Annotated in this window: 19 protein-coding genes; 11 read left to right on the forward strand and 8 right to left on the reverse strand. The window is 56.1% G+C overall.

The annotated features are described in order from the left end of the window. Positions 1-15: 15 nt before the first annotated feature. The 4 genes from BXP70_RS16990 to BXP70_RS17005 all read right to left on the reverse strand — a co-directional run bounded on the left by BXP70_RS16990 (position 16) and on the right by BXP70_RS17005 (position 7,042). A complete protein-coding gene (locus BXP70_RS16990) occupies positions 16-1,626 on the reverse strand; it encodes a RagB/SusD family nutrient uptake outer membrane protein (protein WP_086595308.1) in 1,611 nt (536 codons plus the stop codon). Positions 1,627-1,645: 19 nt separating this feature from the next. Further along, a complete protein-coding gene (locus BXP70_RS16995; RefSeq protein ID WP_179197726.1) occupies positions 1,646-4,987 on the reverse strand; it encodes a TonB-dependent receptor in 3,342 nt (1,113 codons plus the stop codon). A 189-nt stretch (positions 4,988-5,176) separates the two neighbouring features. Beyond that, positions 5,177-6,238, reverse strand: coding sequence for a FecR family protein (locus BXP70_RS17000; RefSeq protein ID WP_086595310.1), 1,062 nt, complete (start codon positions 6,236-6,238; stop codon positions 5,177-5,179). Positions 6,239-6,442: 204 nt separating this feature from the next. After that, positions 6,443-7,042, reverse strand: a complete 600-nt coding sequence (locus tag BXP70_RS17005; RefSeq protein ID WP_086595311.1) for an RNA polymerase sigma factor — start codon at positions 7,040-7,042, stop codon at positions 6,443-6,445. A gap of 318 nt (positions 7,043-7,360) precedes the next feature. Between BXP70_RS17005 and BXP70_RS17010 the strand changes: the two genes are divergently transcribed. The 11 genes from BXP70_RS17010 (at position 7,361) to BXP70_RS17060 (ending at position 20,402) form a co-directional block, all read left to right on the forward strand. After that, positions 7,361-9,820 (forward strand): glycoside hydrolase family 31 protein, encoded by a 2,460-nt coding sequence (locus tag BXP70_RS17010; RefSeq protein WP_245849662.1) that lies wholly within the window; start codon positions 7,361-7,363, stop codon positions 9,818-9,820. Between the two features lie 134 nt (positions 9,821-9,954). Continuing rightward, complete coding sequence (locus BXP70_RS17015) at positions 9,955-10,785, forward strand: alpha/beta hydrolase (protein WP_179197727.1); 831 nt, start codon at positions 9,955-9,957, stop codon at positions 10,783-10,785. Positions 10,786-11,064: 279 nt separating this feature from the next. Beyond that, positions 11,065-12,501: an anthranilate synthase component I family protein gene (locus tag BXP70_RS17020; RefSeq protein WP_086595313.1), complete on the forward strand. Its 1,437-nt coding sequence runs from the start codon at positions 11,065-11,067 to the stop codon at positions 12,499-12,501. Positions 12,502-12,684: 183 nt separating this feature from the next. Next, positions 12,685-13,263 (forward strand): anthranilate synthase component II, encoded by a 579-nt coding sequence (locus BXP70_RS17025; protein ID WP_086595436.1) that lies wholly within the window; start codon positions 12,685-12,687, stop codon positions 13,261-13,263. A 62-nt stretch (positions 13,264-13,325) separates the two neighbouring features. Then, a complete protein-coding gene (gene trpD, locus BXP70_RS17030; RefSeq protein WP_086595314.1) occupies positions 13,326-14,315 on the forward strand; it encodes an anthranilate phosphoribosyltransferase in 990 nt (329 codons plus the stop codon). A 76-nt stretch (positions 14,316-14,391) separates the two neighbouring features. Continuing rightward, entirely contained in the window at positions 14,392-15,216 is an 825-nt protein-coding gene (gene trpC, locus BXP70_RS17035; RefSeq protein WP_086595315.1) for an indole-3-glycerol phosphate synthase TrpC, read from the forward strand. Positions 15,217-15,237: 21 nt separating this feature from the next. Further along, on the forward strand, positions 15,238-15,927 hold the full coding sequence (locus BXP70_RS17040; protein ID WP_086595316.1) for a phosphoribosylanthranilate isomerase: 690 nt from the start codon (positions 15,238-15,240) through the stop codon (positions 15,925-15,927). Between the two features lie 126 nt (positions 15,928-16,053). Next, the gene (gene trpB, locus BXP70_RS17045; RefSeq protein ID WP_086595317.1) at positions 16,054-17,253 is read left to right on the forward strand and encodes a tryptophan synthase subunit beta; all 1,200 of its coding nucleotides are present in this window, start codon (positions 16,054-16,056) and stop codon (positions 17,251-17,253) included. 11 nt (positions 17,254-17,264) lie between these two features. Then, a complete protein-coding gene (gene trpA / locus BXP70_RS17050) occupies positions 17,265-18,047 on the forward strand; it encodes a tryptophan synthase subunit alpha (RefSeq protein WP_086595318.1) in 783 nt (260 codons plus the stop codon). An 80-nt stretch (positions 18,048-18,127) separates the two neighbouring features. After that, complete coding sequence (locus BXP70_RS17055; RefSeq protein WP_086595319.1) at positions 18,128-19,141, forward strand: bifunctional 3-deoxy-7-phosphoheptulonate synthase/chorismate mutase; 1,014 nt, start codon at positions 18,128-18,130, stop codon at positions 19,139-19,141. Positions 19,142-19,655: 514 nt separating this feature from the next. Continuing rightward, positions 19,656-20,402, forward strand: coding sequence for a phenylalanine 4-monooxygenase (locus BXP70_RS17060; protein WP_086595320.1), 747 nt, complete (start codon positions 19,656-19,658; stop codon positions 20,400-20,402). 88 nt (positions 20,403-20,490) lie between these two features. Here BXP70_RS17060 and BXP70_RS17065 read toward each other — a convergent pair whose 3' ends face one another. The 4 genes from BXP70_RS17065 to BXP70_RS17080 form a co-directional block, all read right to left on the reverse strand. Further along, positions 20,491-20,961, reverse strand: a complete 471-nt coding sequence (locus BXP70_RS17065) for an Mpo1 family 2-hydroxy fatty acid dioxygenase (RefSeq protein ID WP_086595321.1) — start codon at positions 20,959-20,961, stop codon at positions 20,491-20,493. Between the two features lie 136 nt (positions 20,962-21,097). Further along, positions 21,098-21,952 (reverse strand): dienelactone hydrolase family protein, encoded by an 855-nt coding sequence (locus BXP70_RS17070; protein WP_179197728.1) that lies wholly within the window; start codon positions 21,950-21,952, stop codon positions 21,098-21,100. Positions 21,953-22,096: 144 nt separating this feature from the next. Continuing rightward, entirely contained in the window at positions 22,097-23,461 is a 1,365-nt protein-coding gene (locus tag BXP70_RS17075) for an ABC1 kinase family protein (protein ID WP_086595322.1), read from the reverse strand. 121 nt (positions 23,462-23,582) lie between these two features. Beyond that, the gene (locus tag BXP70_RS17080) at positions 23,583-24,215 is read right to left on the reverse strand and encodes a TetR/AcrR family transcriptional regulator (RefSeq protein WP_086595323.1); all 633 of its coding nucleotides are present in this window, start codon (positions 24,213-24,215) and stop codon (positions 23,583-23,585) included.

The following is a 24,215-nucleotide window of genomic DNA, read 5'->3' on the forward strand; positions in this document are numbered from 1 at the left end:
AACAGCAGTAGACAGTTAGTAACCAGCGTTTTGAACCAAGTTCGGGTTCACGCTCAAGTCGGCAGATGGGATGGGGAACAGATTGCGGAACTCCGGCACGCTCGTGCCTGCCGCTACGCCGCCCTTCCAGGGCCACAAGTAGGTAGAGCCCGTGAAGCGGCCGTAGCGGATCAAGTCGGTGCGGCGGGTGGCTTCCCAGAACAGCTCACGTGAGCGTTCGTTCAGGAGGAAGTCTAGCGTCAGGTTCGTAGCCGTGATGTTGCCAGCCGACGTGTTATTAAAGGCACGCGTGCGGACGCGGTTCACATACGTCAGCGCTAGGCCTTGGTCGCCGCCGCCACGCAGGGCTGCTTCGGCGTACATCAAGTACACGTCGGCTAGGCGGAACATGGGGAAGTCTGTATCGACGAACGTGGGGTCGGTGCCTGCTACGCCGGTAGAAGAAATGTTCTTGAACTTGATCGGCACGTAGCCATACTTAAAATCCGTTTGAACCACGATGTCTCGCGTCTGACCACCGGTCACGAACTTGCCGCGGCTATCAGCGGCCGTGTCTGCGAACTGCTGGTAGAGGTTAGCCGTCGTGCGAATACCGCCCCAGCCACCACCTACGCCGTAGCGAGCTGGGTTCCAGTTGGCATCAGCCGTACCAGCAATGGCAGCGTGCGTGATGAAGGTTGTGCCGCCGTACGTTTGCGTCCGCTTGCCGTCGTACACCACCGGGAAGATAATTTCGCGGCTCGTGTTATTATCGGTACGAAACAGGTTAGCGTAACGTGTGGTGAGCGAGTAAGCACCGCTATCAATTACCTTCTTCGCGTAGGTGGCGCATTCGCTGTAGCGGGCAGTGCCGGTGTACACTTGGGCGTTCAAATAAAGCTTAGCAAGCAGCGTCCAGGCCGCCGCCTTATCCGCCCGGCCATACTGGTTCTGACCCGGTGCTACTAGGTCGGCATCAATAGCGATGAGCTCACTTTCAATGTACTTGAACAAGTCAGCCCGGCTGATCTGTTTCGGCGGCGTGGTGCCGCCGATTTCGTCATTTTCCGTGGCGAAAGGCGGGTTGCCGTACAAATCCAGCGCGTGGTAGTAGGAGAGAGCCCGCAGGAAACGCACTTCAGCCCGTAAATTCCGGGCAGTAGTAGCATCATTGCCCGTGATGTTACGATCAGCTAGCTTGGCGTCAGTTGCTTCGGACAGGAAGCCATTGCACAAGGTTACTTCGTAGAGAATACGGCTGTACAGACCGCGCACAAATACACCGCTAGTCGTCCAGTTCATATTGTGAAAATCCTGTACGCCAGGGTCATTCCACGCAATAACGGCTTCGTCGGTGGTCAGCTCCTGCGCGCTCCACAGCTGACGGATGTAGTCAGAAGTACCTTGGTCGATGCCCTGGATATCGCCAGTCGTAGCATCAGGACCCTGGCCACCCGTTACAGCGAAGCCGCTGTATACTTTCGCAGCCGCTGCCTGATAACCAGCTAGGTCCTTATAAATGGTTTCCGTGCTAAGATCGTAGGTAGGCACGCGGTCCAGGTCTTTGGTGCACGAAGATGCCGTTACCAAAACCGAAGAAACCAGCGCCAAGGCTAGGGTATGACGGGAAGAATGAAACAGTTTCATATACAAAGGGTGGGAAAATCTAGAGGTTCAGGTTCAAACCGAAAGTGAAGGTGCGCGGCCGAGGATAGATGTTGTTGTCAATCCCGTTGAAAATCTCGGGGTCGAGGCCACTATACTTGGTGATCAAGAAAGCGTTCTGCACAGCTGCCGTCAACCGCAGATTTCCCTTTTCGTGGAACACCTTCCCCACGTTATAGCCCAGCGTGATGTTCTCCATCCGCAGGAAGGAAGCATTCTGAATGTAGTAGTCCGAAGAGTAACGCTGTTGACTCGTTAGGGTGAAGCCAGTGGTGTTGGCGTCCTTGGTCACGTTGCTCAGGAAGTTCGTAGAGCCGTTGATGCCGTAGTAGTTACCGGCGTTCGAGTTGATGTTGTTGTAGTTGTAGTTGCCGAGCAGGCTGCGCAGCGTGAAGGCTAGGCTCCAACGGTCGTAGCTCAGGTTAGAACTGAAACCTAGGATAACGCGTGGGGCCGACTGCTTGTAGAGGTAACGGTCGTTGACGTCTACTTTGCCGTCGCCGTTCGTATCGGCGTACACGTCCTGCAAAGGCTTACCGTTCTCGTCGTACACTTGCTTGTATACATAGAACGAAGACGAAGGTGCTCCGATGCTGTAGATACCGATGTTGGTACCCGTGCCACCCTGTACGGTACCGCCGTTGTTGGTTTCAATGCCTACAAAGTCAGCGGCCTGTGGCCCGAGCGACAGGATTTTATTTACGTTGTAAGTGGCGTTAGCATTTAGGGTCCAGTTCCAACGCTCACTCTGCACGGGGCTAGCATTCAGGTTGAACTCGATGCCTTTGTTCTCTAGCGAGCCTACGTTCGAGACGAGCTGGTTCGAGAAGTTGGTCAGCAGCGGAATAGGAATAACTGCCAGCAAATCCTTCGTTTTGCGGTAGTAGGCATCAACCGAGCCGTTCAATCGGCCTTCCAAAAAGCCGAAATCAATGCCCGCGTTATAGGTAGTGGTTTGTTCCCACTTCAGGTTGCGGTTGAAACCCTGGGGCGAATACGGCGTGACGTAAACATACGTGCCCGTCGTCTGGTCGAAGTAGCTGTACTGTGCCGTCGGCACGTTCAGCGAATAGCGCTGGATGTAAGGATAGTCGCTGCCAGCTGCCGCTACAATGTCCTGCTGACCCGTGATGCCGTAGCCTACCCGGAACTTCAACTCCGAGAAGGTGGTGTTGTCTTTCAGGAAAGACTCCTCCTTGAGGCGCCAAGCAAACGAAGCTGCTGGGAACAACGCATTGCGGTTGTCGGGGGAGAAGCGTGAGGAAGCGTCGTTACGTAGTGTACCCGTGAAGATGTACCGGTCGCGCAAGGTTACGTTGGCCCGGCCATAGAACGAGACAATCGTGTACTGGGTGCGGAACGGGTTGGTGGCGGCGGCCTTAAACACCGTGGTTTGGTCACCTAGGTACGTTGCAAAAGCCGGCTCCTCGCGGATGAAATCCTGATAGGAGTAGCCACCCAGTACTTCCAAGCGGTTGTTGCTACCGAACTGCTTCGTATAGTTCAGGTAAGCTTCCAGCAGCTTGTTGTCGCGGTTTTGCGAAGAGCGGTTAAACGAGCCACCCCGCACGCTGGTGTTGGCGGGGTCGAGGGGCACGTTCACGTACGTAGCGGCCGAGTTCGAACCAACCAGCTTCGAGCCATTGCTGCGCGTGACGTCGTACCCTAGGTTGACGTTGGCATGCAAATCGGGCAGAAAGTGCAGGCTATAATCGAGTTGAATATTTCCGATGCTGCGCTTCACGGTGCTCCGGTCGCGGGTGAGGCGTAGCTGCGCCACGGGGTTGCGGGGCACGTTGATCTGGGGCGGGCCGCCGGGGCTTTGCAGGTATTCGAAGAAGCCGCCGTAGCCTTCCGCGCCGCTCATCACGGGTTGGGTAGGATCAAAGGCTACCGCCGAGCCCACAGCAGCATTGTCGGCGAAGTTGTTGTCGATCCATGAGCCCTTCACGTTCACGTTCACGCGCAGGTGGTTGTCGAGCAGTACGGGGTTCAGGCTGAGCGAACCCGTATTACGAATAAGCCGGTTGGTAACCAGGATGCCTTGCTGCTCCAGGTTGCCATAGGAAGCGCGGAACGGCAGCTTGCCGACAGCGCCGCTCAGGCTAACGTTGTTATCGAAGGTGGCAGCCGTACGGAAAATCTCGTTCTGCCAGTTGGTGCTGGCTGTGCCTAGCAAACCCGTCTTGCCAGGAGCTACGCGGGCCACGGTATTCCGGAATTCATCGGCCGAAAGGACAGGTACTGAGTTGTAGCGACGCGACACCGACGTTTGAGAGCTTACATTTACCGTAAGCTTTTCTCCTTGTACCCCTTTCTTGGTGGTGATGAGAATAACCCCGTTAGAAGCACGCGAACCGTAAATTGCCGTGGCCGAAGCGTCTTTCAGCACGGTATAGGTCTCGATGTCGTTGGGGTTAATTAGGCTGAGAGGGTTCGCTGAACCTGTGAAGTTGTTCGTCTCCACGGGCACGCCGTCAATCACGATAAGTGGGTCATTGCTAGCATTCAGCGATGAGCCCCCGCGGATACGGATGGTAGCAGCCGAACCTGGTGCACCGCCGCCAGTTGTGATCTGCACACCTGCTACTTTGCCCTGAATGAGCTGCTCTGGGTTCGTTACTTGACCTTGCACAAAGTCCTTCGACGTAACAGTAGCTACTGAGCCCGTTACGTCTTGGCGGCGCTGGGTACCGTAGCCCACTACCACCGCTTCGTTGAGCAGCGTTGTGTTTTCAGCTAGGGTAGAGGTAGCAACGGTTGTGGCTTGGCCGCCCGTCACGTTAACCGGGATGCGGTTGGCGTTGTAGCCGACGTAGGAGGTGATAAGGGTGTACGAGCCCGCAGGCACGTTCGAGATGGTGTAGGCACCGGTAGCATCCGTGGACGCACCGAGCGTGGTGCCTTCCAGTACTACTGTTACACCGGGAATGCCTTCGCCCTTGGCATCAACAACGCGGCCCGTGACGGTGCCATCGGCGGCGATAGGGTTGAGGATGATGCCATCTTTCACTAGCTCGTAGCGAATTTGCAGCGGGGCCAGCATATCATTGAGCACGTCGGCCAGGGGCTTATCGACGGCATCAACGGACACCCGGCGGCTCGCCCCGATCAGCTCGCGGCTATATAAGAAGTGAGTGGCCGTTTGGTTTTCTATTTTCCCAAGGATCGACTTAATGGTTTCACCCTTAGCGCGTAGCGTAACGGGTTGATCCAGCAATTGTTGCGCGCTTGAAGGATGCGCGCCCGCAATACTGGTGAATAAGCTTAAACTAAGCGCCTGGGTAAGCAACAACCTCTTGACGGTACAAGAGAAGCGTGAGGATGGTAGCGAAGAGGACATAAATGTGGGATGAATGAGGGTGAGGTCTCTGCTGGAAATCATGCAGAAATTGGCGCCGCCTCGCAAACGTTTGCGCCAAGTCTGCAAAAGAACATGCTGCTACAGCAGAACTGGGAAGAAAAGGTGTGCGGCTTTCGCCATAAGCAAGTGTGTGGGGGTATTAATTTTGAAGGGAGAAAACGCGAGAAGCTAGCTTTTGCAGCCCTGGCTATGAACTACTATATGGGTATCCAGAAGTTCGTAAGAAGCACCTAGGGTCTTGCAGAGAATAGCTAGCTTGTTGAACAACGACTGGTCTTTGAGGACAAGACTTACCGTGCAGTTAGCCAGCTTGCTTTCATCATACACAATGTCAACGCCGTAAGCTTTTTCTAATGCCAGCAGGACTTCCGAAACTGGGCGGTCGTCAAAGGCAAAAGGTTGATTCGTCAACACCGCAGGCTGGGCTACCAGTTCCTTGGTAAGCTCCTGCGCAGCGGCTGAATAAACAGCCTGCTGATTGGGCCGCACTACTAGGCTAGCCAGCGCCGGCGACAGCACCTCGGGGTTCTTCGAATCGGGTAAGCGAGGCGTTACCTGTACTTTCCCGCGCCGCACTTTTACCAGTACCTGCGCCTGACCAGCGTAGGAGCGTACCGTGAACAGGGTACCTAGGACGGTGGTTACCAACTTATCCGTGTATACCCGGAAGGGGCGAGCAGTATCGTGTTGCACGTCGAACGACGCTTCGCCCGTTAGGTACACTTGCCGGCTAGAACCCGTAAACTGCCGTGGGTACTGCAAGCGGCTGCCGGGTGCCAAAAAGGCGGTGCTCCCATCCGGCAATTTAACAGTGGTAGATTGCCGGGGAGAGGTGGTGTAAACTAGTAAATCATCTGCCGCCCAAGCTGGCATGGTGGCAATAGCCGTAGCTGCTGGCTGTTGCGTGACAACCGTACTAGGCTGTGCTAGCTGGATGCCTACGGCGCCAAGCCCTACGGCTATCAAGGCAGCGGCGGCCCATCGCACGGGCGCAACTTGCCACCACCGGTTTGGTTGGTACGCATCCAGCGGCTCCTCTACGGACACCGTCTCGCGCGCAATTCGCTGCCAGAGGTCAGCTTGCAGAAGTTGCTGTTCTTCTGCCGAAAGTTGGAGTTTTTCTGGGCTGCCTAGCTCCTCATACCAAGCTTCGACTACTTGCCGCTCTTCGGGCGTGCAGTTGCCTTGCTGGTAACGCCGCAAAAGATCTTGTAAGTGGGCTGGGTTCATGCGCTAGGAATAGCAGAGAAAATCTCCGTACGCCTATTAAGTCGATCAATTTGTGCCGGACCCTAGCCTCCTCCCGAAAAAAGTTGCTGAATTTTTTTTGTCGAGAGCCGAACGACAACTTGTTGTGCTGTAAACCGCTGATTACCAAGAAAGAATTTACTTCTTCTTACTTGTCTGTACCAGCGCTATGCCCAAGGAAGAAAATTAGAAATGACTGATAAAACTGAAGATCAGCAACGGTAAGAAATCTTTCAGCTTCACCCGGAGCATCTTTATGGCTCGCGTCAGGTGATATTCTACAGTTTTCTGCGACAGGTTGAGGCGCACCGCAATTTCCGGTACTGATTGGTGCTCGAACCGGCTCAGGCGAAACACCTGCTGCGTGTGCTCGGGCAGATGTTGGACGCTGGCAACCAAGGCGAGCGACAAGTCTCCGACCGCAACTACTTCTTCCGTGGTAGAATCTAGGTCCGACAAATGCGGGCGCGTGTGGGCTAGGTAGCCCGCGTGCGTAATCTTTGACTTAATAGCGTCAATGATTTGATACTTGATGGCTGAGTGCAAATAAGGCTTCAGCTTATTAATTGTGTGCACCTCTCGCTTATGCCAGAGAGCCGTAAATAATTCCTGCACAAGCTCCTCGGCAGCTTCGCGGGAATTTAGCTTGCGGTGCGCGACTTCAAAAAGCGAGTACCAGTATCGTACGTAGATTTCTTCGAATGCCTTGGCATCTCCCTGACTGAGCGCTTGTACCAGCGCGTCGTCGCTCCAAGCGGCGTAAAGCGTACGATGAGCAGCGGACATAGAGCGGGCAAATGGGGTGGGCAGAAAAGAGATACGAATTTATAATAAATAAAGATTTCGTAATGCGTATTCGATTCCGATTTTCATTTTTTTAAAACAAGACTTCCAAGAAAGGCTTAGGCTGCTAAAATCATAACGGTAGTGCTTTTGTTTGATTTTTTGCTGTCGTGCTAGGGAGAGGGGAAGGTTGTTCGACTACTACTAGTGTCAGCGCGCCCTGATCAGCCAGGATCACTTGCCGCTCTAGCCCATGAAATGAGCCGCAGTATGAGTCTCTTTCTGGGTTTCGTTTCCTTTCCAACTCACTACCAAGAGGTTTTGAAATTTACTCACACCACCTTTCTACGCTTGGGGGTAGCCTCCTTGCTAGGAAGCTTTGCGCCCGCAACGGCCTATGCTCAGTTTCCGGCTCTGCAAACTCTCGGCAATGTGCAGCGTGCCGAGCCTGCTGGTAACACCTTGCGCCTCACCTTTGCCAACGCCACTGGCGAAGTCACGGCCTATTCACCTTCTATTCTGCGGGTGCGCTTGAGCCCGAAGCCACTCGCCCAGGATTTTTCTTACGCCGTAGTGGCGCAGCCTAGCGTCAGCGCTCTGCAAGTGCGTGACGAGGCCAACATGCTCACCATCACCATCGATTCGGTGCGGCTAGTGATTCAGAAGAGCCCAGCCCGCTTCAGTTTCTACACCGCCGACGGCAAGCTGCTGAACCAGGACGAGCCCGGCCTAGGTACGTCCTGGGTAGGGGAGGAAATCACGACCTACAAAAAGCTGCAACCCGGTGAGCGATTTCTGGGGCTAGGGGAGAAGACCGGGCCTTTGGACCGCCGTGGGCAAGCCTACCTCAACCAGAACACCGATACTTACGGCTACGGCACCAGCGCCGACCCGCTGTACTCGACCATCCCGTTTTACATGGGGCTGCACGACGGGCTAGGCTACGGTATTTTCTTCGACAATACGTTCGTCAGCCAGTTCAACTTTGGGGCCTCCAACGATCGGTTTTCGTCGTTTGGGGCTAGGGGTGGCGAAATGAACTATTACTTCATTGGGCGCCGTAAGCCGGCCGGTATCATTCAGGATTATACCTATCTCACTGGCCGCATGCCCATGCCGGCGCTTTGGAGCCTAGGTTACCAGCAGAGCCGCTACACCTACTACCCTGATACCGAGGTGAAACGCATCGTGCAAACTTTCCGCGAGAAGAAGATTCCGCTGGATGTGCTGTACCTCGACATTCACTATATGGATGCCTACAAGGTCTTTACTTGGCACCCGCAGCGCTTTCCGCAGCCAGCCAAGATGCTCAAAGACCTGAAGAGCATGGGCGTGCACACCACCGTCATCGTGGACCCCGGCGTGAAGACCGAGAAAGGCTACGCGCCTTATGAGGAGGCTCTGCAGAAAAGCTTGTTCGTGAAATATCCCGATGGTACCAACTACCGCGGCGAGGTGTGGCCCGGTTGGTGCAACTTCCCCGATTTCACGTTGCCGGCCGCTAGGCAGTGGTGGGGCGAGCAGTTTAAAGGCTACGTAGATGCCGGCCTGGATGGCTTCTGGAACGACATGAACGAAATGGCTACTTGGGGTAACCAATTGCCTAGCAACATCTTATTTAACTACGAAGGCCGTGGCGCCACTACCAATGCGGCCCGCAACGTGTACGGCATGCAGATGGCGCGCAGCACGTACGAAGGCACGCGCAAGCTAATGAATGGGCGGCGGCCGCTGATCCTTACCCGCGCCGGCTACGCGGGCATGCAGCGCTACACCGCCATCTGGACCGGCGACAACGTAAGTACCGACGAGCACATGCTTACCGGCGTGCGGCTGGTTAATAGTCTAGGGTTGAGCGGGATGCCGAACGCGGGCATGGACGTCGGGGGCTTCACGGCCACGCCGCCGCCCACGGCGGAGCTCTACACCCGCTGGATTTCACTGGGCACCTTCACGCCTTTCTTCCGCGCCCACTCCGCTGTCGATACCAAGTCGGCGGAACCCTGGAGTTTCGGGGAGGCCAACACGGAAACCAACCGCAACTACATTCAATTGCGCTACAACCTGTTGCCTTACTTGTACTCTGCGTTCTACGAAGCTACCCAAAACGGCATGCCGGTGCAGCGCTCCTTGGCCATCGACTACCCAACTGATTCGCTGGTGTATAGCCCTGATTTTCAGAATCAGTATCAGTTTGGGCCGGGCTTGCTGGTGGCACCGGTTAGTAGCACCCTCGCAGCTGCTAGGGTGTACTTACCCGCTGGCCGTTGGTACGATTTCTACAACGACCAGCCTGCCGCGGGCGGCAAAGCTAGCTACGTGCCTACACCGCTCGACCGGCTGCCAGTGTTTGTGCGCGGCGGCAGCATTATTCCGATGCAAAGCCCCGTGCAGTATACCGCCCAGGCGCCGCTGGACACACTTTATTTACACATTTACAAAGGAGACAAACCAACCAGCTTCGTGTACTACGAAGACGATGGCACGACGTATGCTCACGAGAAAGGCCAATACGTGAAGCGCACCATCACCCTCGACCCCGCCGCACGTGCCCTAGAGCTAGGTAAGATGGAGGGCAGTTTTAAATCGAAGTTCAAAAACGTGGAAGTTGTATTTCACGGTTTTGAGAGCCTAGGTCCGGTGCAAACCGCGGGTAAGCGCCAAACGACAGCAACGCGGGTTTTTTATTTGCAAAAATCGGCTAGCCTCACGGGCGAAAACACGCGCAGTACTGTTATAACGGTGCGCAATGCAACAGAAGCAGTGCGCATTACATGGTAAATAACTTTCCCGCCGAGACGCGCCGAGGTTTACGCAGAAGCACGCAGGGCATAGCCTCTGCGAACCGTTGCTTTTTCCTCTGCAGTCCTTTACGGGAAATAATCGTAGGATTTTTTCTCTTGTTAAGTATCCCAATGGAGGCGCAAGTAAAGGCGTCTACCCGCACGCCGAACGTCACGGTCCTTACCGATTCGTTCAGCATTCCGCAACTCAACCGCGAGCGGCGGGTGTGGTTGTATTTGCCTAACGACTATGCCACAAGTCAGCGCCGCTACCCCGTACTGTACCTCCAAGACGGCCAGAACATGTTCGATGAAGCGACCTCATTTGTGGGCGAATGGGGTGTGGATGAAACGTTGAGCCAGCTTCAGCAAAGCGGTCAGGACCAAGGCTGCATCGTGGTAGCCGTGGACAACGACGGGCAGCGCCGCCTCGATGAATATTCGCCGTGGCGGAACGAAAAGCTAGGTGGGGGCGAGGGCGATGCCTACGTGGACTTTCTGGTGAAAACCCTGAAGCCTTACATCGATGCCAACTACCGTACGTTGCCGGGACGCGAGCACACCGGCATTGCCGGCTCGTCGATGGGCGCACTTATTTCGTTGTACGGGGGGCTGAAGTACCAGGACGTGTTCAGTAAAGTAGGCTTGTTTTCGCCGGCGTTCTGGTTTGCACAGCAGCCGTTGTTTGCGTTTGTAAAAGCGGCAAAAATTAGGCAGTCAACGCGTTTCTACTTCGTGGCAGGCGCGCAGGAAGGGCCAACGATGGTCCCGCTGATGGCCGCCATGCGCGATTCGCTGTGCCAAGTAGGGGCGGCTCAAAAAGACATTAGCTACCAAGTGCGCCCCGATGGCAAGCACAGTGAATGGTTTTGGCGCCGCGAGTTTTCAGCGGCGTACCAGTGGCTTTATGCGCCGAAGCGACAGTGGTGGCAGCCGCACCGTTTGTTTCGAACGCAAAAATAATTTGCATCCAACCTAGGTGCGTTTATCTTTGCGCCATCAACGCCCAACAAAACTCGGCAATGACATTGCAACTGACTCAAAATGCATGGTGGTGGCCTCTCCGAAACTCCGGACGGGATACCCTGTGCGTGCGCTAGAGTCAGTTCTTCACTTTCGCATCGACCTTCAAGGAAGCCCGGCCAACCAGCCGGGCTTTTTTATTTTCAACACTGCTACAAAACAGCCGCCAGCGTACCGAGGCCCCTTCTAACTCCTTGCTTCTGTCTCCTAGCTCCTCCTATGAAATACGCCCTCAAAACTCGCCACGTCCGTCTGCTCGCCGATACGGTGACGCCCGTAGGTCTGTACCTGCGCCTGCGCGACCAGTATTCCAACTGCCTGCTGCTGGAAAGCTCCGACTACCACGGCCAGCAGAACGCCTTTAGCTACCTAGCTTTCGAGCCGTTGGCACGCTTTGAGGTAAGCCGCGGCGAGCTGCGCCAAACCTTCCCTGATGGCACTAGTACTGCCGAAACTCTGGCGCAGCCGCGCCTAGCCTTGGAGCGGCTGCGGGAGTTTGCTGGCAGCTTCGAGACGGAGACGTTGGAGTTTGACTTCATCACGGGCGGGCTTTTTGGCTACATCGGCTACGAGGGCGTACAGTATTTTGAGGACCTCACGCTAAACCCGGCCAAGGAAGCCGCCGGCCAGATTCCGGACATCATTTACGGTACGTATCGCTACGTCATTGCTATCAACCACTTCCGCAATGAGCTATTCGTGTTTGAGCACTCACCCGTAGCAGAAGCCATCGACCACGAAGGCCTCACGCGCCTCGTGAACCTGATTCGCAACCCTAGCTTGCCGGAGTTTGGTTTTGCGCCGGTGGGGGAGGAAACCACGAATCAGACCGACGAGGAGTTCCTGAAAGTGCTGGCCGCCGGCCAGGAGCACTGCCGCCGCGGCGACGTCTTCCAGATTGTGCTCTCGCGTCGCTTTCAGCAGGGTTTTGTGGGAGATGAGTTCAACGTGTACCGGGCGCTACGCTCCATCAACCCGTCGCCGTACCTGTTCTACTTCGACTACGACAACTTCAAGATCTTCGGCTCCTCGCCCGAAACGCAGCTGCTCATCAAAGGCCGCGAGGCTAGCTTGTTCCCAATTGCTGGCACCTTCCGCCGCACCGGCCGCGACGCCGAAGACGCCGCCCTTGCCCAAAAGCTAGCCGCCGACCCCAAAGAAAACGCCGAGCACGTGATGCTAGTAGATCTAGCCCGCAACGACCTAGCCCGTCACGGCGACAACGTGAAGGTGAAAGTGTTCCGCGAAATTCAATTCTACTCGCACGTAATTCACTTGGTAAGCGAAGTAAACGCCACGCTGGCGCCCGGCGCCGCTTCCCTGCAAGTGGTAGCCGATACCTTCCCCGCCGGTACGCTCTCCGGCGCCCCCAAGCACCGCGCCATGCAGCTCATCGACGGCCTGGAGCCCACCGGCCGCGGCTACTACGGCGGCTGCCTCGGGCACCTAGGTTTCAATGGCGACTTCAACCACGCCATCATGATTCGCTCCTTCCTGAGCACAGGCAACCAGCTGTACTACCAAGCCGGTGCCGGCGTGGTAGCCGCTTCCGATATCAACTCGGAGCTGAACGAAGTGCACCACAAGCTGGCCGCCCTGCGCAAGGCCCTGGTAGCCGCGGAAGGAGTAGGCGAGAAACTAACGGTAGCTCAATAGAAATAACAAAATCAGAACGTGATTCCGACGTCAGGAGGAATTTCGCGTGCAACGGTAACTTCGATTGTCGGGCCTACACCCTTACAACGTCCGCGCGCAAGATTCTTCGCAGGCTCGGAATGACGTTCTAGCGAAGCACGCGAGATGCGCCAACCAGCTCAGCATGCCAAACAAACCAAGATCATGAAAATCCTCGTTCTCGATAACTACGACTCCTTCACCTACAACCTCGTGCAATTGCTGCGTGAACTAGGCTACGGCGACAGCACCGACGTGGTGCGCAACGACAAAATCGACCTCGATAAGATAGAAGAGTACGATGCTATTCTGCTCTCGCCGGGGCCGGGGGTACCGTCGGAGGCAGGTTTGATGCCGGAAGTGATCCGTCGCTACGCGCCGACTAAGCGGATGCTAGGCGTATGCCTAGGTCACCAAGGCATTGCGGAAAGTTTTGGTGGACAGTTGTATAACTTGCCAGCTGTGTTACACGGCATTGCAACGGATGCCGACATCATCACCAGCAACGACCGGCTGTTTCAAGGTTTACCCACACAGTTCAAAGTCGGCCGCTACCACTCTTGGGTTGTCACGCCCGACACCATGCCCGAAGAGCTGGAAATAACGGCCCGCGATGCCAACGGCCAAGTGCTCGCCCTGCGCCACCGCAAATACGACGTACGCGGCGTGCAGTTTCACCCCGAGTCCATCCTGACGGAGCACGGCCACCAGATGCTGAAAAACTGGCTCGAAGGCAACGACTAGTAGGTAGGCTACCTTCGCGCCACCGTTAAAATCAGCCGAATAACCTTCAATCAACCAGTCCTTTGAAACAGATTCTGGCCACCCTTTTTGATCAACAAACGCTGACGCACGCCGAAGCCCACGAGGCTATGTCGCGGATCGGCAACGGCGGCGCCAACGCCGCCGAAACTGCCGCCTTCATGTCGGTGTATCGGATGCGGCCCATCACTGTGCCCGAGCTGGCGGGCTTCCGCGATGCCCTGCTGGAGTTGTGCCGCGATCCGCAGCTCGGCACCCACGATGTGGTGGACATCGTAGGCACCGGCGGCGATGGCAAAAACACGCTCAACATCTCGACCCTCGCTTGCTTTGTGGTGGCGGGTGCGGGCTATAAGGTGGCCAAGCACGGCAACATCGGTGTGTCGTCGGTGACGGGTTCGGCCAACATCTTGGCGCACTTCGGCTACGATTTCGAGGCGTCCTCCGACAAGTTGCGCGAACAATTGGACCGCGCCAACATCTGTTTTCTGCACGCGGCCGCTTTTCACCCGGCTATGCGCCACGCAGCGCCCATTCGACGGGAGCTAGGGGTGCGCACATTCTTCAACATCCTAGGTCCGCTAGTAAATCCGGCTCGGCCTAATGCGCAACTAGCGGGCGTGTTCAGCGTGGAGCTGCTGCGCCTCTACAACTATCTTTTCCAGCAAACCGGCACGCGCTACGCCATCGTGCACGCCCTGGATGGCTACGACGAAATTTCGCTTACCGGCGCAGCGAAGCTCGCTACCCCAGCTGGCGAGCGGGTCGTGACGGCCGAAGCGTTGGGCTTAACGACTCACGCCCCCAGCGACCTAGCCGGTGGTAGCACGGTCGACGAATCAGCTAAGCTGTTTCTTGATGTGCTGGAAGGTCGCGGAACTCTAGCCCAGCGCGACGTAGTGACGGTCAACGCCGCCCTAGCTTTGCAATGTTCCAATCCGGTTTTCTCCTTCGAAGAAGCCCTGGCTGCCGCCCGCGAATCGTTGGATAGTGGCCGTGCCCGCGAGTCGTTTCGCCACTTGTTGAACGTGTAGCGGAACAAACTCCGCGCCCCTTCGTCAGAACTCCCGTAAGCGAAATCCCTCCTCAGAACTTCTCACTCCTTATTATATGAGCACTGCCCCCACCATCCTCGACCAGATTATCACCCACAAGCGCCAGGAAGTAGCCGAGCGGCAGAGCCTCGTGCCTACCAAGCTGCTGGAGCGCAGTTTGTATTTCGGCAGCACGCCGCTGAGCCTGCGCAAATACCTACTGCGCGAGGACTTAAGCGGTATCATCGCCGAATTCAAGCGCAAGTCGCCTTCAAAAGGATGGATTAATCCGCACGCGCCGGTCGAGCGCACCACCATTGGCTACATGCAGGCGGGTGCGTCGGGGCTGTCTATTCTGACGGATACGGAGTTTTTCGGAGGCAAAAACGAGGACCTGACGGTGGCCCGCCGCTTCAACTTCTGCCCAATTCTGCGCAAAGATTTTGTCATCGACGACTATCAGATCCTGGAAGCCAAGAGCATCGGCGCCGATGCCGTGCTGCTGATTGCCGCCGTGCTCAGCGCCGACGAGGTAAAAAACCTAGGTCAGTTTGCCCGCAGCCTCGGTCTGGAAGTGCTCTTGGAAGTGCACAACGCCGAAGAACTCGACCGCACGCTGCACCCCGACGCCGTGAGCTTGGTTGGTGTAAACAACCGTAACCTCCACGATTTCAGCGTGAGCCTAGAAACCTCCGTGGAGCTAGCCCAACGCATCCCGAGCGAGTTTGTGAAAGTGACAGAAAGCGGCCTAACCTCGGCCGCCGACCTAGTGCAGTTGCGCAACGTGGGGTACCGTGGCTTCCTGATGGGCGAAGCTTTTATGCGCCACAGCCGCCCCGAAAAAGCTTGCGCGGCACTGGTGCAGGAACTTAGCACGGCCGCTGAGGTGTCCGTAGCCTAGGTTCACCAAACTTGTCTCCCTATGGCCATTACCGAATCGACTACTGCTCTTGCAAAAGACCAAGCCGATAACAAGCTCCGCATCAAAGTGTGCGGGATGAAGTTTGCCGAGAACATTGCGGAAGTCGCCATGCTAGAACCCGACTTCCTAGGGTTCATCTTCGTGTCGTCTTCGTCGCGGTACGTGGCCGATATTCTCGATCCGCGCCAACTGCGCGCGTTGCCGCTGAACATCAAGCGAGTAGGGGTGTTCGTCAATGAGACGTCGGCCACCATTCTGCGCTTGGCCGGGCAGTATGGACTGGATCTGGTGCAACTGCACGGCGAGGAGAAGCCAGAACAATGTGCTGAGTTGCAAGCTACTGGCTTGCCCGTGATGAAGGCTTTTCCCGTGGGAGAAACCTTCGACTTTGCAACACTGATGCCTTACGTGTCGAGCTGCACGTATTTCCTCTTCGACACCAAAACTGACTTGCGCGGCGGCAGCGGCCACACCTTCGATTGGAGCTTGCTGGAAAGCTATCCGCTTTCCATCCCTTACTTCCTGGCCGGCGGCATTGAGCTCAGCCACTTGCCGAAGCTTCAGGAACTTCAACTACCTGGCCTGTTTGCCGTGGATCTGAACAGCCGCTTTGAAACCGCTCCTGGCCTAAAAAACGTGGACTTGCTCTGCGAGATGCTGCTAGCGCTGCGCAATAAACCAATGAATTAGAACGGTCATCCTTATTGCAAGGTGGAAGCCCAGTAGAGAAGGCAACGCTCCTACTAACGCAGCTCTCGCTTTGCAGCCGGAAGGACTGTTAACAACGAAAACCTAGCTTTTCAATACCGAATTCCCATGAACTATCAACCGAATGCCCGTGGCTACTACGGCGAGTTTGGCGGTGCCTACATTCCAGAGATGCTTTACCCCAACGTGGAAGAGCTGCAAGAGAATTACCTCCAAATCCTAGGTGACCCCGAATTTCAGCGCGAATACCAGAAGCTGCTGCGCGACTACGTTGGGCGGCCCACGCCGCTGTTTGAAGCCAAGCGCCTCTCGGCCAAGTACGGCACCCGGGTCTTTTTGAAGCGCGAGGATCTGTGCCACACCGGCGCCCACAAGGTCAACAACACGGTTGGGCAGATCCTGATGGCTCGGCGCCTGGGCAAAACGCGCATCATTGCGGAGACCGGTGCTGGCCAGCACGGCGTGGCCACGGCCACGGTTTGCGCACTGATGGGCATGGAGTGCATTGTGTACATGGGCAAAATCGACATGGAGCGGCAGCGGCCCAACGTAGAGCGCATGCGCCTACTCGGGGCCGAAGTGCGCGCCGCCGTGAGTGGTAGCCAAACGCTGAAAGATGCCACCAACGAAGCCATCCGCGACTGGATCAGCAACCCCGTGGATACGCACTACATCATCGGTTCGGTGGTAGGCCCGCACCCGTACCCCGATTTGGTGGCCCGGCTGCAATCAGTGATTAGCGAAGAAATGCGTAAGCAGCTGCACGAAGAGCTAGGTCGTGAACTGCCTGACTACGTGGTAGCGTGCGTGGGGGGCGGCTCTAATGCGGCCGGTGCCTTCTATCATTTCCTCGACGAGCCTTCCGTTAAGCTCATTGCCGTGGAAGCAGCCGGGCACGGCATCAGCTCGGGGCACTCGGCGGCTACTTCGGTGCTCGGAAAGCCAGGCATCATCCACGGCTCGCGCACCTTGCTCATGCAAGACGAGCACGGCCAGATTACGGAACCGTATTCCCTTTCCGCAGGCCTCGATTATCCAGGCATCGGGCCGTTGCACGCCTTCCTCGGTACGTCGGGCCGGGCTAGGTTTATCAGCATCGAAGACGAGCAGGCCCTGTACTCCGTAGCGGAACTGAGCCGCTTGGAAGGGATCATTCCGGCCCTGGAAACGGCGCACGCCCTAGCGGCGCTGCCCCAGCTAGGTGCGGGCCCGGAGGATGTGGTGGTGGTAAACCTCTCCGGCCGCGGCGACAAGGACCTTGCGACTTACCTTCAATTCGCTGACAAACTGAACTCCTACGACTTCTAAGCTGCTGCTCCGTGGAAAACCGCATCGCCAACGCTTTTGCCAAAAAGCAGAACCATCTGCTCAACGTATACCTCACCGCTGGCTATCCTACGCTCGACGCCACCGTGCCGCTCATCGAAACCCTCGCTAGCTCCGGTGCCGACCTGATCGAAATTGGCATGCCGTTCTCCGATCCGCTGGCCGATGGCCCGGTGATTCAGGCGAGCAGTACAGCCGCTTTGCTCAACGGCATGAACCTGTGGGTGTTATTTGCGCAGCTCAAAGACATTCGGCAGCGCGTGCCCGAAACGCCGATCTTGCTGATGGGCTACCTAAACCCGGTGATGCAATTCGGTATGGAAAACTTCTGTCGCGAAGCCGCTGCTGCTGGCGTCGATGGCTTGATTCTGCCCGATCTACCCCTAGCCGAGTACGAAGAAGAGTACCAAGATGTCTTCCGGCGCCACAATCTGCGACCGGTGTTCCTTATTACGCCCCAAACCTCGCCCGAGCGCATCCGCCGCATCGATGCCCTAACGGAGTCTTTCCTGTATCTCGTGTCGGGCCCCGGCACGACGGGCGGTGGCACCACGCAAGATCCCACCAAGCAGGAGGCGTACTTCGAGCGCATCGCCGCTATGAACTTGCGCAACCCGCGCCTCATCGGCTTCGGTATCGGCGACAAAACGTCCTTTGATCGAGCCTGCCGCTACGCTGAAGGTGCCATCATTGGTTCCGCCTTTATCAAGGCGCTCGAAGGCAAAGAAGATGCGCCCGCCGCGGCGCGGGAGTTTGTGGAATCAGTTCTAAACTAACATTTCTCGCAGCGATAGCGCAGAGGCACGCCGTGAGCAACCTCTGCGCTACCGCTGCGGTCCTCAGCGGGAAATAAATCATGCTCATTCAGCTAGAACAGTCCATCAGCGAAGCCGCCAAAGCGGATATCATCGCTTATATTAAGAACATCAAGTACAAAGTCACGGAGGTAACTACCCAGCGGGCGCATTACCTCGTGGGCATCGGTAAAAGTGAGTTCGACCTGCGTCCCCTAGGTCAGCTGCCGGGCATCCACGATATCCACCGCGTCTCCGACGACTACAAGCTGGTGAGCCGCAAGTGGCGCGTGCGCCCAACCGTCCTCGACCTAGGTGACGGCGTACGTATTGGCGAAGGCTCTCTGAGCTTGGTGGCTGGCCCATGCAGCATCGAAAGCGAAGAGCAGATGGAGAAGATCATGCAGCACCTCGTTGATAACGACGTGCGCCTGATGCGGGGCGGGGTGTTCAAACCTAGGTCATCGCCATATTCCTTCCGCGGCCTGGGCATGGAGGGCTTGAAGCAATTCCACCAGATGGCCCGCGCCCGCGGCATCAAAATCGTGACGGAGGTAATGCAGGTGTCGCAGGTGGAAGAAATGCACGACTACGTCGACGTGTTCCAGGTAGGCGCCCGTAACACGCAAAACTTTAATTTGCTTGATGCCCTGGGAGGCGTGGATAAGCCAGTGCTCATCAAGCGTGGCATCTCGGGCACCATTGAAGAGCTGTTGTCGTCGGCCGAGTACGTTTTCTCGGGCGGCAACGAAAAGCTGATTCTCTGCGAGCGAGGCATCCGGACCTTCGAAACGGCCAGCCGCAACACGCTCGACCTCAATGCTATTCCGATTCTGAAAGAGAAAACTCACCTGCCCGTGATGGTTGACCCGTCGCACGGCATCGGCATCCGCGACTACGTGGCACCGATGGCGCTAGCAGGCGTGATGGCTGGCGCCGACGGCATTCTCTACGAAGCCCACGAAAAGCCCGAGGAAGCCGCTTCTGACGGCCAGCAGACCCTCAACTTTGCTGAGTCGGCTCGCTTGATCCGTAATCTGCGCAAGGTGTACGCCGTGCGACAAGAGCTCGAATAGCTGAGCCACGATTACGTCGGCTTCTCTTCTGATTCTTAACAAAACCCAGGGCTAGTTGCAAGGAGGTGATAAGCGTCTTGCAACTAGCCCTACTCGTTTACACGTATAAAAAGTGTTACGAAAATATTATAGAGTTTTTTGAATACGCGGTATTCCTCAAATAGACCCTAGATTCGAGGGTATTAATTTAAGGAATTGTTAATACTTGAGCTTGCTGGCTTAAATTTTAATAGGGGTAAGCTCGACTTTTTAACAACTTGTTAAAAAACAACCTCAAAAACTTGAGTATAGGGCGTACAACTTGTTTATAAATCTTTTTATCTTTGCTATCACTATGCGACACCAAGCTGTGCAATGCCTAAGTAATATGATTACCAAGCGCTTTAAGCGCACTGGGGTCGGGCTTTATTGTCAGTACGGAAGCTAGAAGCAAATGCAACTAATCCTCTGAACCGCAAAGCCCGATCCTTTACAGGAAACGGGCTTTTTTTATTTCTCTCTATCCATTACGACCATGTTTCAGCAACCTTATGACCGGTACACCGCCCAAGATCAACTCGTCTGGAAGGTACTGTTCGACCGCCAAACCGCTGTGCTTCACAAACGCGCGGCCTCCGCGTTTGTTGAAGGGCTAGCTCGTATTGGTTTTAATCGACATGCTATTCCTGTTTTCTCGGAGGTAAGTCAGCGCCTGCGTGCTGCTACTGGCTGGGAACTCACGGCCGTGCCAGGCCGGGTAGAGGACGCTACCTTTTTTGCTATGCTGGCTGAGCGTAAGTTTCCGGCTACCATGTGGCTGCGCAGCATGGATCAGTTTGACTTTGTGAAGGAGCCTGACCTGTTTCATGACGTGTTCGGCCACGTGCCGCTGCTCATGGATACTACCTTCGCTAACTTTTTGCACTTACTGGGCAAAACGGCCTTGCAGCACTTGAACGATGCGGATGCCTTGCGCCGTTTGCGGGCACTGTATGGCTACACGGTCCAGTTTGGACTGGTAATGGAAGATGGGAAGCCGCGCATCTACGGCGCTGGTTTGCTGTCGTCGTCGCTCGAAACGCACCACTGCGTACACGAAGACACACCCCGTCAGCCTTTTGGCCTTACAGCGGTGCTGGATACCAACTACACGGAGGAACGCTTGCAAGAGCAATACTTCGTGCTGAACTCCTGGGAACAATTAACCGATATTGTAACCGACCTAGCTATCTTATTAGTTACAGCCACCGTTGGTGCTTGGGAGCTGAAAGCTGCCTGCTAGTTGCTTACCTATAGTAGATAAGAAAACGCCGGTTATCCCGAGGTAGGGTGACCGGCGTTTTGCGTGGGCGAGAACCTAGGTGCCGCGCCTAATAACGCCAGCCAAGCCGCTCATATACAAAGTGCAGAAGCCATACCGGACCAATCAGCAAAAACTGCAAGTCTTTCAGGAAGCTAGGTTTTTTGCCTTCAATCTTGTGGCCCCAAAACTGACCAACCCAGGCCAGCACGAAGATGATGAGGCACACAGCCCAGAGCGGCAGCGGCGCACCAGCCTCGACTATGCGCAAGCCCGCCGCCATAACGGCCCAAATGAGCACCATGCCCAAGGCTAACCGCACGGAAAGGCGCAGATAATACAGCACGGCCAGCGCCATCACCAGCGTAGCCCAGTTGACCCACGGCCCGGCCGCTTGCATGAAGTTCGGAACGGGTACCGACCACAGCAAACCTAGGAGGCTAAACATGATCAGCGGCACGCAAATCCAATGCACGCGCTTGTTGGTTGGGTTTTGGTGGCTTTCGCCATACTCGGCTAGCAGGATAGGTAAGTTGCTCATAATCGGGTGGGTAGGAGGGTATAGCTAAATTTAAGTGTTTTTCGTTTTTCCCGCTTATGAAAGTTAGGAAGCAAAAAAGCCCCGTCGAACTGCTTCGACGGGGCTCTAAAGGGAAGTGGCAGCTGCGTTAAAAAAGCTAGGCTTTCAACTTGAAGTTCTTGCGCAAATAATCAACCGTAGCGGCGTGCGCTTCGGCGGCGTATTTCTGGTTGAACTTTGGGTTGGAGGGATTGGCGAAAGCATGGTCGGCGTCGTAGCTCTTGATGGTTACTTTCTTCTTGGCGGCAGCCATGTCTTTCTGAAACTGACCGACAACCTCGGGGTTAATCCACTTGTCCTGAGTGCCGAAGATGCCGAGTACGTCGGTATTCAGGGTCTTAAGCTTCGCGACGTCTTTCTCTGGCATGCCATAGTACATCACGCAGCCCACGTCTTTCGAGCCGGCGAGCAGAGCCGTTTGCAGCGACCAACCCCCGCCGAAGCACCAGCCTACCGAGGCAATTTGCGCCTTGGGGCCAGCATACAGGATGGCGCCTTTAATGATGTTCTGCGCCCGGTCGGTCTGTACGCCTTGCATGAGCTTACCGGCTTCTTCGGGGGTACTGGCAACTTGGCCGTCGTAAAGATCTAGTGCGATGATATTTACACCTTTTAGCTCACTGGCAAACGTGCTGCATTCCTTCTTAATGTAGTCGTTCAGGCCCCACCATTCATGAATGACAAATAGGTACTTATCCGAGCGAATAGCGCTCTTGATTTCGAAGCCGTGCCCCGTTTTGCCATCCGGCGTCTTGAACTCAATAGCTTCACCTTGGCCTGCGTAGGTGTAAGGCAGAGGCGCATCGTGGCCGCCCGAAAAGTCTTCGTTGGAAGCTAGCATGGCGAAGGCCTCGGTGGCGGTAGATGGCTTGGCGCAACAGCTCATCGATTGGGCCGAAGCCACAGATACCACGCTCAAAAGCGCAGCGCAAAGGGTCCAGAGTTTTTTCATGAAATGGATAAGGGGAAATGGTAGAACAAAACCGGCAACCTGAGTACGGCAAGAAACCGCCTGTCATTCCCCATACTATTGGAATAACAGGCGGACTCTCACAGCGTCCAGGCGACCGGTATAGCCCTAAACTAATAAAGCTCCTTAGAGTTTGGCAACTGCTGCAAGAACCGGCGTCTCCGTCCGGACTTCTGCTTTCAGCTCCGATAGTAGTGCGTAGAGGCCCACGTAGGTGCGGTTGACGTATATAAAGTGGCGCGAACCGCGGGGCTCGCGTTGCTGCCGCAGCTCGGGCTGTTGCATGAGGTCGTCACCTAGGGCATAGAGCGACTGGATGTAGGCCTCATCGCCAAAGTCGAAGGTGGGCTGCTGGAATGGCCGGGCCACTAGCTCCAACGACGCACGAATGGTGCGCAGGTACAAATCGCGCTGCGCAGGCGCGTCATCGGGGCGCAATACCTCCAGCTGGGTAAGCAACGAAGCTAGGTGCGCTTCATCAGCTAACACGCCCGGCTCTAGCAAGGCAAAAAACTGCTCGTAGAAATCGGCGGGGATATCTTTCACGCAGCCAAAGTCGAGCACTCCGAGCGTGCCACCATCGTCGGCGCGCAGCAGGAAGTTGCCGGGGTGCGGGTCTGCGTGCACTTGGCGCAGGGTGTGAATTTGGAAGGCATAGAAATCCCAGAGCGCCTGACCTAGCTGGTTGCGTACGGCCTGCGAAGGATTCGTTGCCAAGAATTCTTTCAGATGCTGGCCCGGCAGCCAGTCCATCGTCAGGATGCGGGCCGATGAGTATTCGGGGTAATAGCGCGCAAACTCCAGGTGCGGAATAGCGGCACTTTGAGCAGCAATTTCAGTTCCGCGTCGCAGTTCTAGCTTATAGTCCGTCTCCTCCAGCAAGCGTGTTTCCACTTCTTCCAGATAAGGCCGTACTTGGGCTTCGGCTAGGCCTAGCACCCGTAAAGCAATTGGTTTTACCAAACGAATATCGGAGCGGATGCTGTCAGCTACGCCAGGGTACTGCACTTTCACTGCCAGCGGCTTCCCTTCTTTGCGGGCAAAGTGCACCTGCCCAATGCTGGCAGCCTGCCGGGCATTGATGTCAAATTCATCGAACACCTCGTACGGAGAGCGACCTAGGGTATCGCGAAAAACCTTGATAACCAACGGGCCCGACAGCGGCGGCGTTTGGTACTGGGCCTGCGCAAATTGATCGGCATAGGCGCTGGGAAGGATGTTTTTCTCCATTGCCAGCATCTGGGCTACTTTCAGCACGGAGCCCTTCATCTCGCTCAAGGCACCGTAAAGCTCCGCCGCATTGGCAGCGTGCAGATCTTCAGTGGTACTGGTAGCACCTACCGACCGCTTGGCGTAGTGCTTCACGTAATTGGTGCCCACTTTAAAGCCGGTCTTGGCGAAGCGAGCCGCCCGCGCAACCTTCGTGGTGGGGAGGGATACTAAAGACTTTGGTGATTCTGGGGTGGAGCTATTCTCTTGAGATTCAGACATGATAGGGCAATAGCAAGGTAGCGCGAAGCTCCTGCTTCGCGTATCATTGAATGATGCTTGTTGCAACGGCCCCATGGTAGGGTCTGCAACAATGCGCGAAACAGGAGCTTCACGCTATAACCTAGCGGCGGTGCAGCAGAAAGCGCGCTAGGTCGAGGGCAGAATCTAAGGAGTTGCGGCCCACCAAATCGAAGCTCAAGGTCACGGCTTTCTCCACGGCCGCGTCGGAGCGCTCGAAGTTTAAGCTGTCGTCTTTGGCAAAGAAGCCGAGCACAAAGAGCACCTGCTGCCAGAAGGCGCGTGGGTATTGCTCCTGTACCAGCGGCCGGCTAGCCACTTCCTCGGTACGACGGCCTTCGCGCAGTAGGTCTTCGGCAAACACTTCGAAGTCTTGGCGGAAATCGTCGAGCACCCGGGGGGTGAAGCCAGGCACCTTGGGCATGGAGCGGCGCAGCGACTGCAAGGCATAGCTGCGGTTCTGCTTCAGAATTTCGAGTAGGGTGAAGTAGAAAGCCAGCAGTCGCTCGCGGGAGCCATACTCATTCCACACGGGCTCTTGGGCGGCGCGCTCCCGTGCCTGCCGACCGAAGTCTCCCCAAATATCACGGTCGATGGCCTCAAAGGTGGCGTAGTAGCGGTAGAACTCCGCCTCCGGAATACCTAGCTTTTGGGTGAGTTTGAAGACCGAAGCCGGCGGCGCGCTTTTGCGCAGCACGTAGTCGAGGTAAGCCTGTTTGATACGTTCTTTCTCCAT

Origin of the sequence: Hymenobacter crusticola, from assembly GCF_002154225.1 — a bacterium.
In the GTDB taxonomy this organism is placed as follows: domain Bacteria; phylum Bacteroidota; class Bacteroidia; order Cytophagales; family Hymenobacteraceae; genus Hymenobacter; species Hymenobacter crusticola.

Coding starts and splice junctions, on each gene's coding strand:
- BXP70_RS16990 (WP_086595308.1), bottom strand. CDS start 1,626: ATGAAACTGTTTCATTCTTCCCGTCATACCCTAGCCTTGGCGCTGGTT.
- BXP70_RS16995 (WP_179197726.1), bottom strand. CDS start 4,987: ATGTCCTCTTCGCTACCATCCTCACGCTTCTCTTGTACCGTCAAGAGG.
- BXP70_RS17000 (WP_086595310.1), bottom strand. CDS start 6,238: ATGAACCCAGCCCACTTACAAGATCTTTTGCGGCGTTACCAGCAAGGC.
- BXP70_RS17005 (WP_086595311.1), bottom strand. CDS start 7,042: ATGTCCGCTGCTCATCGTACGCTTTACGCCGCTTGGAGCGACGACGCG.
- BXP70_RS17015 (WP_179197727.1), top strand. CDS start 9,955: ATGGAGGCGCAAGTAAAGGCGTCTACCCGCACGCCGAACGTCACGGTC.
- BXP70_RS17020 (WP_086595313.1), top strand. CDS start 11,065: ATGAAATACGCCCTCAAAACTCGCCACGTCCGTCTGCTCGCCGATACG.
- BXP70_RS17025 (WP_086595436.1), top strand. CDS start 12,685: ATGAAAATCCTCGTTCTCGATAACTACGACTCCTTCACCTACAACCTC.
- trpC (WP_086595315.1), top strand. CDS start 14,392: ATGAGCACTGCCCCCACCATCCTCGACCAGATTATCACCCACAAGCGC.
- BXP70_RS17040 (WP_086595316.1), top strand. CDS start 15,238: ATGGCCATTACCGAATCGACTACTGCTCTTGCAAAAGACCAAGCCGAT.
- trpB (WP_086595317.1), top strand. CDS start 16,054: ATGAACTATCAACCGAATGCCCGTGGCTACTACGGCGAGTTTGGCGGT.
- BXP70_RS17055 (WP_086595319.1), top strand. CDS start 18,128: ATGCTCATTCAGCTAGAACAGTCCATCAGCGAAGCCGCCAAAGCGGAT.
- BXP70_RS17060 (WP_086595320.1), top strand. CDS start 19,656: ATGTTTCAGCAACCTTATGACCGGTACACCGCCCAAGATCAACTCGTC.
- BXP70_RS17065 (WP_086595321.1), bottom strand. CDS start 20,961: ATGAGCAACTTACCTATCCTGCTAGCCGAGTATGGCGAAAGCCACCAA.
- BXP70_RS17070 (WP_179197728.1), bottom strand. CDS start 21,952: ATGAAAAAACTCTGGACCCTTTGCGCTGCGCTTTTGAGCGTGGTATCT.
- BXP70_RS17075 (WP_086595322.1), bottom strand. CDS start 23,461: ATGTCTGAATCTCAAGAGAATAGCTCCACCCCAGAATCACCAAAGTCT.
- BXP70_RS17080 (WP_086595323.1), bottom strand. CDS start 24,215: ATGGAGAAAGAACGTATCAAACAGGCTTACCTCGACTACGTGCTGCGC.